The sequence below is a fragment of the Mesorhizobium sp. M0408 genome, from assembly GCF_040321495.1.
GTDB lineage: Bacteria > Pseudomonadota > Alphaproteobacteria > Rhizobiales > Rhizobiaceae > Mesorhizobium.
In genome coordinates this window covers 83,792-98,375 of sequence record NZ_JAMYRO010000022.1, presented here as the reverse complement: position 1 = coordinate 98,375, position 14,584 = coordinate 83,792, and the positions used below count along the sequence as shown (strand labels likewise).

17 protein-coding genes and 1 pseudogene are annotated in these 14,584 nt (G+C 59.0%); 5 read left to right on the top strand and 13 right to left on the bottom strand.

Annotated features, from left to right (window positions below; all coding sequences use genetic code 11):
- Positions 1–132, top strand: a pseudogene (locus NKI67_RS24090) (IS630 family transposase); the annotation flags it as partial.
- 448 nt (positions 133–580) lie between these two features.
- On the opposite strand, the gene NKI67_RS24085 reads toward NKI67_RS24090, so the two are convergent.
- The 3 genes from NKI67_RS24085 to NKI67_RS24075 all read right to left on the bottom strand — a co-directional run bounded on the left by NKI67_RS24085 (position 581) and on the right by NKI67_RS24075 (position 2,535).
- Positions 581–937 (bottom strand): hypothetical protein, encoded by a 357-nt coding sequence (locus NKI67_RS24085; protein ID WP_352647231.1) that lies wholly within the window; start codon positions 935–937, stop codon positions 581–583.
- Between the two features lie 528 nt (positions 938–1,465).
- Positions 1,466–1,615: a hypothetical protein gene (locus tag NKI67_RS24080; RefSeq protein WP_352647229.1), complete on the bottom strand. Its 150-nt coding sequence runs from the start codon at positions 1,613–1,615 to the stop codon at positions 1,466–1,468.
- A gap of 620 nt (positions 1,616–2,235) precedes the next feature.
- The gene (locus tag NKI67_RS24075; RefSeq protein WP_352647244.1) at positions 2,236–2,535 is read right to left on the bottom strand and encodes a KTSC domain-containing protein; all 300 of its coding nucleotides are present in this window, start codon (positions 2,533–2,535) and stop codon (positions 2,236–2,238) included.
- Positions 2,536–2,982: 447 nt separating this feature from the next.
- Here NKI67_RS24075 and NKI67_RS24070 point away from each other — a divergent pair, with 447 nt between their 5' ends.
- A complete protein-coding gene (locus tag NKI67_RS24070; protein ID WP_352647227.1) occupies positions 2,983–3,492 on the top strand; it encodes a ferritin-like domain-containing protein in 510 nt (169 codons plus the stop codon).
- A 446-nt stretch (positions 3,493–3,938) separates the two neighbouring features.
- Complete coding sequence (locus tag NKI67_RS24065; protein ID WP_352647225.1) at positions 3,939–4,244, top strand: hypothetical protein; 306 nt, start codon at positions 3,939–3,941, stop codon at positions 4,242–4,244.
- Between the two features lie 820 nt (positions 4,245–5,064).
- Here the strand turns inward: NKI67_RS24065 and NKI67_RS24060 are convergent.
- Complete coding sequence (locus tag NKI67_RS24060) at positions 5,065–5,241, bottom strand: hypothetical protein (protein WP_352647223.1); 177 nt, start codon at positions 5,239–5,241, stop codon at positions 5,065–5,067.
- A gap of 259 nt (positions 5,242–5,500) precedes the next feature.
- Here NKI67_RS24060 and NKI67_RS24055 point away from each other — a divergent pair, with 259 nt between their 5' ends.
- Complete coding sequence (locus NKI67_RS24055) at positions 5,501–6,139, top strand: hypothetical protein (RefSeq protein ID WP_352647222.1); 639 nt, start codon at positions 5,501–5,503, stop codon at positions 6,137–6,139.
- A 21-nt stretch (positions 6,140–6,160) separates the two neighbouring features.
- Here NKI67_RS24055 and NKI67_RS24050 read toward each other — a convergent pair whose 3' ends face one another.
- The 9 genes from NKI67_RS24050 to NKI67_RS24010 form a co-directional block, all read right to left on the bottom strand.
- A complete protein-coding gene (locus NKI67_RS24050) occupies positions 6,161–7,822 on the bottom strand; it encodes a DNA polymerase/3'-5' exonuclease PolX (RefSeq protein WP_352647242.1) in 1,662 nt (553 codons plus the stop codon).
- Positions 7,823–7,929: 107 nt separating this feature from the next.
- Positions 7,930–9,828 (bottom strand): DNA ligase D, encoded by a 1,899-nt coding sequence (ligD, locus tag NKI67_RS24045; RefSeq protein ID WP_352647220.1) that lies wholly within the window; start codon positions 9,826–9,828, stop codon positions 7,930–7,932.
- Positions 9,829–10,280: 452 nt separating this feature from the next.
- Positions 10,281–10,532, bottom strand: a complete 252-nt coding sequence (locus NKI67_RS24040) for a DUF982 domain-containing protein (protein ID WP_352647240.1) — start codon at positions 10,530–10,532, stop codon at positions 10,281–10,283.
- A 35-nt stretch (positions 10,533–10,567) separates the two neighbouring features.
- Positions 10,568–10,813: a DUF982 domain-containing protein gene (locus NKI67_RS24035; RefSeq protein ID WP_352647218.1), complete on the bottom strand. Its 246-nt coding sequence runs from the start codon at positions 10,811–10,813 to the stop codon at positions 10,568–10,570.
- A gap of 8 nt (positions 10,814–10,821) precedes the next feature.
- Positions 10,822–11,067, bottom strand: a complete 246-nt coding sequence (locus NKI67_RS24030; RefSeq protein ID WP_352647216.1) for a DUF982 domain-containing protein — start codon at positions 11,065–11,067, stop codon at positions 10,822–10,824.
- A 217-nt stretch (positions 11,068–11,284) separates the two neighbouring features.
- Positions 11,285–11,527 carry a DUF982 domain-containing protein gene (locus NKI67_RS24025; protein WP_352647214.1) on the bottom strand — a complete coding sequence of 81 codons (243 nt, stop codon included), beginning with the start codon at positions 11,525–11,527 and terminating at the stop codon, positions 11,285–11,287.
- Positions 11,528–12,610: 1,083 nt separating this feature from the next.
- Complete coding sequence (locus NKI67_RS24020; protein ID WP_352647212.1) at positions 12,611–12,949, bottom strand: hypothetical protein; 339 nt, start codon at positions 12,947–12,949, stop codon at positions 12,611–12,613.
- Positions 12,950–12,999: 50 nt separating this feature from the next.
- Complete coding sequence (locus NKI67_RS24015; protein ID WP_352647210.1) at positions 13,000–13,356, bottom strand: DUF4336 domain-containing protein; 357 nt, start codon at positions 13,354–13,356, stop codon at positions 13,000–13,002.
- Positions 13,357–13,481: 125 nt separating this feature from the next.
- Positions 13,482–13,745, bottom strand: a complete 264-nt coding sequence (locus tag NKI67_RS24010; protein ID WP_352647208.1) for a hypothetical protein — start codon at positions 13,743–13,745, stop codon at positions 13,482–13,484.
- A gap of 567 nt (positions 13,746–14,312) precedes the next feature.
- Here NKI67_RS24010 and NKI67_RS24005 point away from each other — a divergent pair.
- Positions 14,313–14,558 carry a hypothetical protein gene (locus NKI67_RS24005; RefSeq protein ID WP_352647206.1) on the top strand — a complete coding sequence of 82 codons (246 nt, stop codon included), beginning with the start codon at positions 14,313–14,315 and terminating at the stop codon, positions 14,556–14,558.
- Positions 14,559–14,584 lie beyond the last annotated feature (26 nt).

Sequence of the window (14,584 nt, the reverse complement as noted above, 5' to 3'; positions counted from 1 at the left end):
AAGGCGCACCTGCGCGCAAAGGCCATCAGAACCATCGACGCCCTGTGGCAGGCCATTGGCGATATCTGCAATCTCTTCTCTCCAATAGAATGCAGAAATTACTTCGCAGCCGCAGGGTATGGACTCACATGAAAGTCCGCCGCTCTAGACTGTACTCTGGCCGCGCTCTGCTACTTCCGCCTTCCTCCCTGCCCTTTCGCAAAGATGGCGGCTGCTTCGAGTAGCTCATGTTCGGGAGCGACTCCGATTGGCGCGGTCAGCCGATGAGGTGTTGGCGATTGTCGAAAATGAGCCGCTTCCGGGAATTTCCACCAATTTGAATAATTCCCGTGTCCAGCCTGGCGTTGTGATGTCTAGGCAGTTCAGCAATGCCTGATTCCATTGACGCGGCGCATACCGCAGTCAACTAAGGGGGCTCGCTACCAGCCGATGAGGCGGCCTTCGCGGGGAATTGAAGCATCTTCGGGGTTCCTTTTCTGCGCGGTAACCCAAACAGAATGTCTGCGTCGTCAAATTACTCCGAGGCCGCGTCGCGCTCCGGCAACGCGCGGTCTGGTTCCCCCGCGGGTACTGCGATCGATCAGCCCCGTATCGTTGAGCGCAGGATGGCCTGCATGTGCTCTTTCAAGTCGAGTTCGCCTCGTGCCTCAACAGTCAACAGGTACTCGGCCTTGACCCGGCGGTCGCCTCGGCTGGTCGCAGGATAGGAACAGATGGCCAGCAAGGCTTGCTCTTCAATTCCGTCTGCCATCTTGCGGTCGTGCCAGTTGCTGCCCGCTCGATGAACAACCCTGTGGAGCGCGGCATAGGCGGTTTCATGGCTTGCGATCAGCGCCTGCAGTTCGCGCGAGATACCTTCGCCTTCAGCAAACGTCGGTTCAACGACAGACGCAACGGCGGTGAACGCAAGAAGTGTACGGCGGGTGACTGCGAGCATGCCTCATATCCTTGCCGTCTGATGAGTGCGGGCACACCATAGCACCGGCGCAGTGTTCGGAGAGATGCTTTGCAACGTGACCCTATTGTCTGCTGACAAAACGTTTCCGATCCCGCGCCTGCTCCTCCTGCAACGGCTGGCACGTTCAGTCTCCTGAAAGGTCCTAGGTGTGACGCTAGTATGCCATTGAACGCCAGCCAATCGACCTGAAAGGCGAGGTCACCCGCATCGACGAGGACACCGTGACGATCGACCTCGGGCCGCTGGTCACGGTCGACCGTGACAAGGTCCGGCTAATGGAGAAATATCGGCCGCCAAAACGACGAAAGGCACTTGTCGATGCCCCGGATTATAACCGACAACATCGCGACAGGCTATGAGGGCAGGCCGCAAGACGGGCCGGTAGAGGACGAGTCGAAGCACTTTGTGCCCAGTCTGCGGCCAAACGTTCGACGCGCGCGATCTTGGACAGGTGTTCCACCACGCTGAGCCGCAGCACGAGCCGCTTCCGGTCGAGCAATAGTCCAGCTAGCTGAGCTCCGGCGGCAGACCGACGTTGAGACCCTTCAGCGCGCCAGCGACCTTGGATTCGGAGAAAAAGGGTGACGTCAATACCAACTTCTTGCGATGTAATTTCCCTTTGAGACAGGCACGCTCGAGGTGGGGAGTGATCGCCATGACCGTCCTCGCCTACAGAATTACCAACGACATTAGAGGATCGTGGAGAGTCGTCTTCGTGCGTGACGAACTGCATTTGTATGCATCTGGACATCGAGTTCAGTCAGCTAGAGGCCGATTCAGATCCGGTCGATTGGATGAGCCTTGATGACTTCCCTGCACGGCGGCCAGCCGGCGCACTCCACAAGCGAGCGCGCGACAGCTTGGTTCCACTGATTTGTAAAGCGCTGACAAAGGACCGAAGCTACGTGATCGCCTCTAGCGTGAACAGACCTGAGGGCGCGCTGATCCACGGACATTGGCCAAGAGCCCGCGTCTCTGGATTGAGGAGACGCGGGCCGCATCGGAGTCAGCCGATCTTGCAGCAATATCGTACGGAGGATGTACTGCGTGCACCGAACCTTCTCCGCGCGCCGGTGTTCCACCCGGACCGCAAAAAAAACTCCCGCCGCACTGCCAGGGCGGCGGGACCGATCAAGCGCCTTTGCACCAGGCAGGGACTTCGGGGGTGGGCTTTGCGAGGTGCGCGCGGACCGAAAGCGAACCTAGGGCAACAGCGGCAAGGCGTCCACCAACCGCCGGTTGGAGCGACAGGACGATTGAGCCACCGGCAGGTCAGGTCATGCCGAGTCGCTATCGCTCGCAACCAGATGGTAGCGGAAATTGTTGCGGATATGGTCGTTGAAATATCGGCCCTTGGCGAACGCGGCCCGGAACGCGGCAAAGGTTTCCGGCGGCACGTCCTCAAACTCGTACCGTTTGCCGCTGGCCAGGAACCAGACCGAGAGGATTCTTCTGTCGGGATCGTATTCCGTTTTGCGTATCGATGTGGAGGGCATGACGGCGGCTCGATTCGAATCGCAATCAACGAGCGGAGAGGCCGTCGCGTTCCCTATGACTGTGCTGGTGCGGTGAGGCACGAGGCTCAATGCGGAGTTCCAGCGGCCGCGATCAGCGCCTCGAGCAGCGCCTCGAGCAGTCAATTCAACTCGCCGAGCGCTGCGAGCTTCATCTGCTGCCGTTCTCATTTGCCCGGAACGACAGGCAGCGGTCGCGGTATGCGGGGCAGCTTCAATATGTCCCGCGTCGGATACCGGGAAAGCGGGCCAGCGCCAGTTGGACTTTGTAATGGAGCGGCGCAGCGGCTAGCACGTTGATCGGCTCGTCTCGGCGTCCACGGGCCATTCTCCTTGCGCCGGTCTTCCGCGATCTTTGCCTTCCACGCATCGCTGCAGGATTTTCGCGAGGTGAATTGAGACCCGCCACAACGCTGATCCTCTGGGACGATCAAGGCTGTTCGACGGACTCTATTCCGGAACTATGTCTTCTTCTGAAAGTTTTTCCTTACATCGCAAAGGAGATTCGAAATGTCAGAAAGCCGCGAATGGTTTGTCCAATGGCTTAGAGATGCTCATGCCATGGAAGAGCAGGCCGAAACGATGTTGAACGGGCAGTTGGGTCGCATCGAGAACTATCCCGAGCTGAGCGACCGAATCCGACAGCACCTCGACGAGACCAAGCAGCAGGCTGCTCGCCTGAAAATTTGTCTCGACCAGATGGATGAGGGTTCATCCACGATGAAGGACGCTGGCGGCAAGCTGACGGCGATGGCGCAATCGCTGAGTGGTGTCTTCGCCGGAGACGAGGTGATGAAAGCATCGCTCGCGAGCTACACGTTCGAGCACATGGAAATAGCCTCCTACACGATCCTGATTGCCGCTGCTCGATCGCTCGGCGAAACCGAGGTTCTTCGGGCTTGCGAAGAGAATCTGCGAGAGGAAGTCGCGATGGCAGATTGGCTGAAAACCCATCTTCCCTCCACGACCGAGCAGTTCCTTGCGCGGGCCGAAGCGGACAGCGACAGCGCCAAGCGGTGATCGACGGCGGCGGACGGCAACGATCGAGGGTGCCCATCGATCGTTGCCGCCAAAGAGAAACACAGCGAAAATTGCTTGTAGGCGTTGCCGTCGCATTAAAGCACGCTCGATACCTGCTTCCGGCGTCGGCGTTCTTCGAATTTACCCGAACGACGTACCTGAAGGCGAAATATCGATGTCCGCTCCACGCTCCTCGTTTGTGGCCATCGCCGGACCGAGAGGAAGTCCGCCGCTCCGCTAACACGTGGCTGGGCGCGCCAAGGTCATCGCTGAATGTAAAGCCATTTCTGCAGAATTCGACGCACACAATGCCGATCCGAGGCCAACTGGGAGTGCATACCCCAGCTTGGAATTGTGCAGAACCGTACGAAGCCGATTGCAAGCAACCAACCTGGTTGGCCGGGCATTAGCAAAGCATCAAATAGGAAAGCATCGGGAGGAAGACCATGCTGCACGTTAACATGCCTCGCGAATTTGAGGTCGGCGATGAGGTTGCGCTGGCAGGTACCGTCATCACGATTCTCCCCAGCGGGCGCGCCAGGGTGAGCATTCCTTCGTATGACCATCCTTATACGATTGATCCGCCACCCAAAGTCCGGGCCGGCGACCGAGTGGTTCTTGTTGGGGACGTCACCCGCATCGATCGCGGAGCAAACAAACTCACTGTGCGGATTGACTGCGGCGGGGTGATCACGGTCGACACGTCGGCGATCACTCGGCTGAGAAAGCACCGCCGGACTTCAGCGGGTTGACACTACGGCGATACAACGGTGCCGCGCTTGTCCGCGTACGGAAGATGCAAGCGCACTTTGAACAGCCCAAGGGTGCGGCGCTGTCCAGCCGGATACGGGGCGGACGAACGGATAAGCGGGAGTTCGACGGCTAGGGCACGCGTCCAGCGTAGTGCGTCCTTGGCGGCTTCGGATTACTGGGTGAAGCAAGTCAGATCTGGCCTATCGCAACCGCGCCTCACCTGCCGTCCGGCGTTCGGATTCGCGATCGTCGCTCTCGGCAAAAGGCGGCGCGCCCGTCCAGAACGTGTCGCACGTGTGCGCTGTGGAAGGAGACGCCCTGCACATTTCGGGTGAAGGCAGCGCGGGCAGCGCGATCGATCGTATCCTTTCTCTGCAGCGAGCGCCTGATCGCCGGTCAGCAGTTTCAATCGCGATGGGCTCCGGCTCGTACCCATTATGGCGATCACATGTCCGTCCCAGGCCCCGATGCCGGCAATAGGTCTGCTTCGGAGCGTCGCGACGGAACTGGGCGACATGGTTGCGGTGGAGTAAGCGCCCTCCCCTGGCTTAACAACCCGGTCGGTGACGGCCGCGACCGCATCGACAACGACCGCAACGGCATCAAGTCGTTGCTGAAGCCCGCAAGGTATCTGTCAAGACATAGCGTGCCGGCGAAGGTCCGCCCTCGCGACAGGGGTTCGTTCTAGGCCGATCGGTCGGCAACGCGACCGGCCAGATGAGCGAGAGCTTACCCTCGGTGTTGGTCTCGACCCGGCTCGCATAGAGGCCGTGAAGGGACATCTCCAAACACTCATCGACGGTCGTCGATCACTGCCGACTACGAGTCGAGGTCGTATGGCTCGTGGCCTAGCTCGTTGTGATGAAGCGCGTCTGCCATACACCTGATGTCGAACGCCTGGCCGCACGCCGGGCAGAGGACGAAATACTCCTCCTCCCGAAGTGGCGATGCATCGTGGTCTTGGGGGATGACGATGTCATTGTATTCGTCGGGCATTGGGTCCTCCGGCAACGCCGCCCGCCATGCTGGAACGCCTGCCGGCAGGATTTGTTTCAAAGTTACTGCGCTTAACAGGGAAGCCCGGAACGGGTGAAGCACAATGTCGGTAAGCGCGAGGCGACGACAATCAGCGGCCCCGCTAACAATCGTGGTTGCGCCTTTGGGCATCGTGGTTCAGACCGCTGGCGGATTAGAACTCTGTTGGCTTTGCGATCGGCTCATCGCTGCCGACAATCGGTGACCTATATAAAGGGGCATGTCCACGCGCCGAAAAATCAATGCAACAGCGAAGCTGATTGGAGAGTGGCCTTTAACCCCAGCTGCAACGTTTGGATCGTCCGTCAGAGCGAGGGGTATTTTTCTCGAAATACGCGCCCGCCTTCCAACGGAGTTCAGGAAACTGCTCCATATCGAGTCCCGCGTGCTTACCCTGCGCCTATCTGAGGGCGCCGAGAATGATGTGCAGGTGGTATTCGGGATCGTAGCCAAAGCACTGCAGAATATCGAAGACCTGCCCGTAATCCCCCGTGAAATCGAGGACATTCTGACGATCTCGACGGCCGAACGGCACCGCTGGCTGAAAGATGGTCGCTTGCAGAGCGCCGGGACGAAAACGGTGAAACTCCGCGGGCGGGCAAGGAACATCACCTTTCACGTGTTCGACCCGCAGCACGTAGAGGATGTGCTTGACCGCGACCTGGTTACGGTCTGGCGCGAACAGGACGCAGCGACAGCTGCAGAGAATAGGCGGCGAGCCGCGGGGAAGGCCGCTATGAAACGTGCTCGAAGAAGCGGTCGCGGAACTGCAGCTTCAGTTGGCTATGGCCCCGATGAGAACTCGCACTCCAGTTTGCGCGGCTGGGAAGATTTTGAGAATGACGGACTCCTGCGCTGATAGGCCGGGCGCACAAGCAGTTTAGGACGTTTGCCTGCGCCGTGCGAGATGCGCAAGGAGGGCCGTCAAACGCATCGCGTTCAGGACCCGTTTCGCAGGGACACTGCCCTTACGCGCCATCTCGACACCCCAATGCATGTGATCGAGCTCGCGGATCGAATGAGCGTCTGGATTGATGCTGAATATGCAGCCCTGATCGAGTGCCTTTTGATGCCAGCGCCAGTCGAGGTCGAGTCGCCACGGATGTGCGTTGATTTCGACAGCGACGCCGTGTTTCGCACACGCTTTGAGGACTTTGTCGACGTCGAGATCATAACCGGGTCGGCGCAACAGCTGGCGACCGGTCATGTGCCCGATGATTGTCGTCCGAGGATTTCCGATCGCCTCAATGATACGCTCCGTCTGTTCCTTCTTGGGCAACTTGAAGCGGCTGTGCACGCTCGCGACAACGAAATCGAACTGCTCCAAGATATGATTCGGGTAATCGAGCGAGCCATCCGCCAGGATGTCCGCCTCGATGCCCTTCAGTATGCGAAATTTTCCATTGTATGCCTTGTTCAGCCGGTCAGCTTCGCGGTGCTGTTCAGCAATCTCCTGCAACGAAAGGCCGCCTGCGTAGTGAGCGGACTGCGAATGATCGGCGACACTATAGTATTCGAAACCGCGCCTACGCGTGGCTTCAGCCATTGCCTCAAGCGTTTCGGTGCCATCGGATGCGGTCGTGTGAGAATGCAGGATGCCATGCAGATCTTCATCCCGAATGAGGGCGGGTAGCTTCTGCTTTGCCGCTCGCTCAATCTCGTCCCTGCCTTCGCGCAATTCAGGCTCGATAAACTGCAAGTCTAGAGCTTGGTAGATTTCTTCTTCTGTCGCTGACGCGATCAGCTTTCTCCCGCGATGAAGCCCGTCGGCGTTTAGGGTGAATCCCTTGTCGGCCGCGAACGTCTTCAGTTGCTCAAGGTGGTCTGCCGAACCGGTTGCCTCGAGCAGGCTCGCGCCAAAGTGCTTCCTGTCCGTGACAACAAGCCTGAGGGCCATATCCTCGATTCCAGTCGACTTTCTGGCCTGCGCTACCAGGGCGAAGTCGGAAACGAGCTCGCAACCGCGTCGGAAGTCACCTGCAATTTCCACGCGCGAAAACTCTGGATGCTGTTGCTTTACCGATATGACCGCATGGTGGAGAAGAGCGGCGGCCTTGTGCAGGTGAAGTTGCGTTTCGCCGCTTCGCACGATGGCCAGGTTCTGCAGCAGCTTTGTCTGAAGCGCCGCGCCGAGGCCTTTGACTGGGCGGATGCGGTCTTCTCTTGCCGCGGCCTCGAGCTCCGCCAGCGAGTTCACGCCGAGCGCCTGATGAAGCTTCAGTATCTTATCGGGACGAAGCCCGGGTATGGCAAACAGCTCCATCACGCCCGCTGGAACATCCTCGCGCAGCTTCTCAAGGCTTGGGTGCGTGCCGGTTTGGTAAAGCTTGGTCACGATGTCTGCGATCGCGTCACCGATCCCCGGGATCTTGGTGAGGGCGCCGGCGGCGATGATCCGATCAAGCGGCTGCGACAGCGCCATCAGACTGTCTGCCGCGCGCAAGTATGCCTTTGTGCGATAGGGATTGTCGCCGCGCATAGACGCCCGTTGCGCGTATTCCCTTAAAAGACTGGCGACGGTCCTAGGATCGATTTTTGCCATGGCTTCAGCCAAACGAGACCGATCTCCGCAGGTTCCAATGAGGCAAGGCCGTGAGCGCCGCGTTGCCCTTTGAATCCCGGCTTTACTGCCTCTTCCCGCGTCGGACGCTACAGATTGGGCAAGGATTGGTCAGCGCGACCCCATCCAGCCAGAGTTTTGGAGACTGCGCGTTTCTTTAATTCAGGAGCATCGCCCACGTGGAAATGAGAGGGCGCATCTATTGTCTTCATCTCCGCCCACGTGATCGGTGCCGCGACAGGAGCGCCCGGACGTGATCTTGCGCTGTAGGGCATGATCGCGGTCGCCCCGCGCTGATTGCGTAGATAGTCCACAAAGATGCGACCCTTGCGGCGCGCCTTTGACAACACGGCCGTGAAATGGGCCGGATCGCTCCGGGCGACCGCCTGCGCCAGGCGAGACGCGAAGTCCTTCACCTCTGGCCACTCGGCGCCAGGGGTGAGGGGCGCGATGACGTGCACTCCTTTGCCTCCCGTCAGCATCGGGAAAGTCGTAAGCCCCAGAGATTTAAGGATAGCGCGGAACTGAAAGGCAGCGTTGCGGACGGCCTCAAAATCGAGGCCTTCATCGGGGTCGAGGTCGAACACGAGGCGGTCGGCCTTTTCGACATCCTCGATCCGAGCCCCCCATCCATGCAGCTCAATCGTTCCCATCTGGACGCAAGTCATCAGTCCGTCGGCATCGTCGATATAGAGATATGGTTCCTCGTGCCCGTCTTTCTCCGTGATGCCGACGTGGTGGACTTTGTCGCCAAAGCTGCCGGCGTCGTGTTTTTGGAAGAAGCACTTCTTCGCGCGGCCCTGTGGGCATCGAACCAGACTGATCGGCCGGCTGCCAACCCAAGGCAGCATGATCGCCGCGACCGCTGCATAATGGTCGGCGAGCTGTCCCTTGGTGATGTTCGATTCCGGATAGATGATGCGGTCACGGTTACTTATCGCGATGGCGGTTGTCGCAGATGCGGCGAGATCGGCTGCATGACGTTCCGTCTCGAGCACGACCGCCTCCGCCTTCTTGTCTTCGCGCAGACCAAGATAGCTCGGATGTCGTAACGTCCCTTCATTTGTCATTTCGGTGAAGGCAATCTCAGCGACCAGTTTCGGACGGAGCCAGTGTGCGCCGCGCACTTCGGCGCGTGGAGCGTCGACGGTCGCGGCCTTCTGCTCAAGCGGCGCCATGATCTTCAAGAGACGAAGAAGTTCAGCGGTATCGAAGCCGGTGCCGACTTTCCCGGCGTAACGCAGCTTGCCGCGGTTATGAACGCCAAGGATCAAGGACCGAAACGCGCGGACCTTGTCGGACGGCGTCCAGCCGACAATCACAAATTCCTGCCGCCTGATGCATTTGATCTTCAGCCAGCTTGCGCCGCGGGCCGCCACATAACTCGAATCCGCGAGCTTTGAGATGACGCCCTCAAGGCCGGCAGCGCAGAAGCGATCGAGCAGCTCTTCTCCGCGGCCGAGGATATGGTCGGAGTAACGAAGGACCGGATTTTTCGCAGGCAAGATCGCCTCCAGCTTCGCCTTGCGCTCAACAAGAGGAAGCCTTGTCAGATCTTCGCCGTCGAGCTGCAGCAGATCGAACGCATAAAAGTCGATAGTCGCCGGGGCACCCTTCAATGCATTTTGAAGCGCTTGGAAGTTAGATCTTCCTTCCGCATCGACAACCACGGCCTCGCCGTCAATCAGGGCGGAGCGCACCTTGAGCTTGCGAGCCTCGGAGAGGATCGAGGGAAAACGGCTAGACCAGTCCAGACCAGATCGTGTGTAGGCTCGCGCCTCGCCACCGCCCACGGCAACGAGAATACGATAGCCGTCGTATTTCGTCTCATGGATCCAACGATCGCCGGCAGGGACCGTCTCCACGAGCGTTGCGAGCTGGACCGGCCGGAAAGCGGGCGGCGCTAAAGTGACCTCGTCACGAGCGGGCGACTTCGCTTGACTAGCGCTCGACGCATTGATTGCCTTACGCGACGTTGGCTTGACCACTCTGACCTAAACCATACTCAGAGACGAAACAGCGTTATCCGCCGTCCAACGCGCGACTACTTCTTTAGTTTCGCTGCCGGCCGTGTTGAGCTTTTCGCGATCATTGCCGACCCGCTTGATTAGCGCCTCGGCCTGAGGCCGTGCTTCCTGCCTCCGGCCCTTCCATTCCCGATTTTCGCGCACAGCTCACAGGCAATAATCAAGAGCAGGAACGTGCCCTCAAATGCCGCCACAGCGTATCCGGTTTCTGCCATCGGCTTTCGAAGCCTGACATTCCGGTTCCGGTCCCCCTACCTCAACGTGCCCCATTGACGCCAAGTACCTCGCCCAGAGCAAGCTCCGATGCCAGTTTCAAGAAGTGCAAAATGGCCCATAAATGCGCCGACCAGAGTGAATGCTCTCGTATCCGGGTCTATTTCGAGCAGCGCGGACTTGGTCAGCATTCAGACAGCCTAGCGGGTCCTTCCCAACATAGCCACGGGCACCGGCCTGCTACTCACGGAGCACCCCCTCCTCCTTGGCAGCAGCTCGAAAGCCTGACGGACCTCTTCCGGAGTGACACGGTCCTGAAAGGCGTCGGCGCACAGTTGCACAGCCTTCCTCCACTTAGGTCCCATCTTGGTCCACTTCATGAGTTCCTCGGCGGCACCCTCGACGTTGTTGCACCCGTAGGTGACCCCAGGTCGGTCGGTCTTGACGTACACCGGAGGGGAGAACCAATGGGTTGCCACGACACCTCCTACTCAGGGGAGAGATACACGTTGGCCTCCTTAGCGGCAGCCTCAAAGGCCTTTCGTATTATGTGGGGGTCAATCGAATCGCCCTCCAAGGCTGACAGGCACAGGGTCACCGCCTTATGCCAGCGAGGCCCTCGCCGGGTCCACATCTTGAGCTGCTCAAGGGCTTCCTTCGCGTTGTTGCAGCCATGCCTGACACCGGTTTCACTCTTCACGAACACCGGAGGGACGAACCAGATGGGCGCCATGATACCTCCTACTCAGGGAAGAGATACACGTTGGCCTCCTTGGCAGCCGCCTCAAAGGCTTCACGGACCTTATGGGGGGGCACCCTGCCCTCGAACGCGTCGACGCAGGATTGGACCGCCTTCGTCCACCTCGGGCCCTTTGTGTCCCACCCCATGAGTTCCTCGGCGGCTCCCTCGACATGGCTGACCCCCTTGCGAATGCCCGGACGTTTCGTCTTCACGTAGACCGGTGGAGAGAACCAGAGAGGACCCATAAGGGAGAACTTAGAGCGGCAAGAGCCGGCTGACCAACCCCGCTTTAGCCGCAGCTAAGGGAACGATGTAGGCCCCCGCGGGTTTAGAGGTTGCAGTGGTCCTTCTCGGATGTGCAGCCGCTGTGGCGGGGTCCGTCGCCTCTCTTTGCTGGCGGCGGGCTCCTTTCGCGAAGGCGGTGTTGGTAAGAGACTTTACCGCATCCAATTTAGCTAGTTCTCATTGGGGGAGTAATGTCCCCTCCTCTTTTGCAGCAGCCAGGAACGCCTTGCGAGCCTCCTCAGGTTCCATCTCGTCGAAAATCACGGCCATGCAAACACGCACCGCGAGGTCCCACCAAGGGCCACGCTCGGTCCACTTCATCAGCTCCTCGCCGGCTGCCTCGGCGTTGTTGACGTTGTGGATGATCCCGAGACGCTCGGTCTTGACGGGGACCGGAGGGTTGAACCAGTGGAGGGTCATGCGGTCACTCTTTGTCGACCTTATCAAGTTCCTCCAGCAAATACCTTTGCTCAGCCCGCAGTTCCCGTTCTACAGGCAGATTTAGCAGGTTGCGAAGGTAATTACGGATTACCTCCGACTATTGAAAAATTGAAAATGGCGCAGGACGGCGCGCTTTCGTTGCGATGCCACAGTGACTGAAGTTGGCTGACAGCTACTCGCGACAGTCGAAAGCCACGCAGAGGCCCATGGCAGTTGCTGCCTCGACGATCGCCTCGGTTAGTTCTTCGTCGGAGGCCACCAAATAAGGCGCAGTCTCCCGAGCTTCGCGTAGTGCCGCTTTGATCGAGACGGTGTCGCCACGGTCCGCCCTGTTGAGGAGCACGGTGATTGCTTGCTCTAGAAGCGGACCGACCCTTTGCGCGAGCTCATCCAGCCCTCCCCAGGGACACGCCGAAGGGTACTCTACTCCCTACCTGAGCGGCATCAAGGCCATGTACGTGTACAATTGGTACGGTGCTGGGCCGCAACAGTCAGGAATATTTGGTAGAAATTTCTGAGCGGGGGATCGGATAACTGGCTCGCGCGACGACCCCCGGTACCCCTTCGATCCGCCGCAACCGGCTCCGACGCTGCGCTCAATGAAGGCTTCGCGTCTCCGCGGGTTGCTCAAACCGCGCCATACGGCATAACAGAAACGGCCGAGGCTGAAATCGCCACTGGATGAAAGCTTCATCTCCCACTACCGCCTGCAGCAGTGCGATCACCACCGAGAAGGTTATTCAGCTTCGAAGAGGCATGGCGGCTCGTCCCATAAGCGAAACGCGGCAACACTACTTCGAGCGTGTAGGCTTCGCCAGTGGCCATCCGATTATCGACGTAGATTGCAGGATGAGGGCCGAGGAGGTGCTGCAAGGTCACTACTGCCCAGATGCGGCAGACCACGTGCTACACTGACAGCCAGCGTCGGCTGGGAGTGTGAACTTTGCCGTTCGTCTCGTCCATCGAAACGAGCAAGGAGCAAGGAGCGCTCATAAAGCGATCGGGGCGAGCGGCGGAGCCGACCCGAAATGGACATTTGGCTTCCCCCAAACCACTGCGTTACTAAGCCGACTTTCCGAATATTCTACCGACAATCTCGTCTTCATTCGCATCGAAGCACCGGCCGTGACTGAGAATCACCCGCCGCGGTTGCCACGACCGGAGTTTGCTTATTACTGCCTGTGTCTTCCGTCGATGCAGGAGAATTGGCAGCCGCATGCCAAAGAAGGTCCGCCCGTGCGGGTAAGCCATCCGAGTCAGGTTGGTCACCGTGCGCCAAGGCTCATCGATCATGTCCAATTCGAGATTGATGATCGTGTCTGTAAGGATCAGCGTCTTTGAAGCGTGGTGGAACAATATGAACTCTTTGAAGTAGCCACCGGGAAACAGTATCTGGTCCATGTCCCGCCGCCACTCCTCCGGCGGATCGGCTTCCAAATCCCGAGCGAACGTCACATCAGCATGCCGTGCGCGTGCTCTTTGGCGGACTCCGGGCGATGCCCAGTGGTTGCCTCAGGGAACGCCTTCGACCACTCACCGACATGAGCGTAGTGAAATTGGTTGGGTGAGACGAGGTGGCGAATTCTGCCCAAGTTCCGTAACTCTTCGGCCACTGTCGAAGCAAACTTGATGGGCGAATGAAGGAACAGATCGCCGTTCGATAGGCGCACCACCGTCATCCGAGTGGTGAATGGCAGCGGAAGTTTTACTCCTGCTACCGTCAAATACTCAAACGGACCGTCAACGACACCAACATCGGGTCCCTGAGGTTTGTAGACGTTCACCGGCTCGTAAAGGGACGCACTCATAGCCCATTCCACTTCACCAGCTCGGCGCAAGGCGATGCACGCTATCTGCGCCAGGTTTCGTCATGCCGAACCGCAGCACCCGCTGCTTCTGGTGGAGCAACAGAACTTGCGCTCGAGGGCAAGTCTCAAGACGCGCGTGCCAAGGCAATCGAGATCACATCGTCCGTGTCAATGTCAGGCAAATCGAAGATCATTGGCAATTGCCGCGTCATGGCCATCTTCACGATCAACTCTTCCATCGATTCAACCGGAAGGCGGGCGTTTGAACGCTGCCGCATTAACAATGCAAGCTTGTGGACCGGCACGGGCGTCGACTTCGCGCGGTCATCTAAAAGCCTGCCGATTTCGATCAGAACGTCTGCGTCGATGGTGTTGGGCAATTCGCGCATGGTCTATTCCTCCCTGCCCCTGACCATGCGCGCCTCGGGCAGCCGAGTCTCGGGAAACCTCCGTACGTTTTTAACGATGTTGAAGAGCGTAAATGCAACTCTCTGGCTGCAGAGTGGCGTGAGCCGATAGGCTCGGCTGATGTTCACCACCGGTCGGCCCGCCTTGCCGTGTGAATTTGTACCCCCTTTAGTCGTGAGACCATTCTGCGAGAATGTCTGGAAACGAGCTCATAGTTGCCGGTGCTCGATCGGTGACGAAAGCGAGACGGACGCGACCGAATAGGGACTTAGCCGCGGAACCATCGGCGCGCTCGCTTGCGCCAAGATGCCAGCAATCGAGACTTCCGCGACAGCAAGGTCCGCTTGCACCAAAAACGATCTTCCGAAGCAAATATCAACCGGTGGAGGGAGTAGTATTGAAACCACTGTGAACCCGTGCCCGCGGCGGTTTTCAAGTCCGGTGTCTTGGCAACAGCGCGTCGCGACTGAACGGATTCATGCGACGCGCCTTCCCGCAGCCTTTTGCCAATGAGACTTGACAGCCGCAAGTAGTTCGCGCTCGCTGGTGTGAGCATTTCGAAAAATGGCCACGACCATTACCGTCAAGATTTCGGCCGCCGGGTCCAAAGGGTCGAGATGCTCATCCGCGCAGACCTGATCGAACACGCGTTCGCAAATAGCCAGATCATGAGGGCTGAGGCAGGTGCGATTGAAATGCCGAGGCAGCATCTGTGCGAACCTTTCAGTGCCCGCGACCGTGCTTGCGGCGGGCTTTTGGCTGATGAACCGCTGAAGCGGTGGCTGTCAAAATGACATTGTCATCTGCAGTGACTAGGAAT

Coding starts and splice junctions, on each gene's coding strand:
- NKI67_RS24085 (WP_352647231.1), bottom strand. CDS start 937: ATGCTCGCAGTCACCCGCCGTACACTTCTTGCGTTCACCGCCGTTGCG.
- NKI67_RS24080 (WP_352647229.1), bottom strand. CDS start 1,615: ATGGCGATCACTCCCCACCTCGAGCGTGCCTGTCTCAAAGGGAAATTA.
- NKI67_RS24070 (WP_352647227.1), top strand. CDS start 2,983: ATGTCAGAAAGCCGCGAATGGTTTGTCCAATGGCTTAGAGATGCTCAT.
- NKI67_RS24065 (WP_352647225.1), top strand. CDS start 3,939: ATGCTGCACGTTAACATGCCTCGCGAATTTGAGGTCGGCGATGAGGTT.
- NKI67_RS24060 (WP_352647223.1), bottom strand. CDS start 5,241: ATGCCCGACGAATACAATGACATCGTCATCCCCCAAGACCACGATGCA.
- NKI67_RS24055 (WP_352647222.1), top strand. CDS start 5,501: ATGTCCACGCGCCGAAAAATCAATGCAACAGCGAAGCTGATTGGAGAG.
- NKI67_RS24050 (WP_352647242.1), bottom strand. CDS start 7,822: ATGGCAAAAATCGATCCTAGGACCGTCGCCAGTCTTTTAAGGGAATAC.
- NKI67_RS24035 (WP_352647218.1), bottom strand. CDS start 10,813: ATGGCGCCCATCTGGTTCGTCCCTCCGGTGTTCGTGAAGAGTGAAACC.
- NKI67_RS24030 (WP_352647216.1), bottom strand. CDS start 11,067: ATGGGTCCTCTCTGGTTCTCTCCACCGGTCTACGTGAAGACGAAACGT.
- NKI67_RS24025 (WP_352647214.1), bottom strand. CDS start 11,527: ATGACCCTCCACTGGTTCAACCCTCCGGTCCCCGTCAAGACCGAGCGT.
- NKI67_RS24020 (WP_352647212.1), bottom strand. CDS start 12,949: ATGGACCAGATACTGTTTCCCGGTGGCTACTTCAAAGAGTTCATATTG.
- NKI67_RS24015 (WP_352647210.1), bottom strand. CDS start 13,356: ATGAGTGCGTCCCTTTACGAGCCGGTGAACGTCTACAAACCTCAGGGA.
- NKI67_RS24010 (WP_352647208.1), bottom strand. CDS start 13,745: ATGCGCGAATTGCCCAACACCATCGACGCAGACGTTCTGATCGAAATC.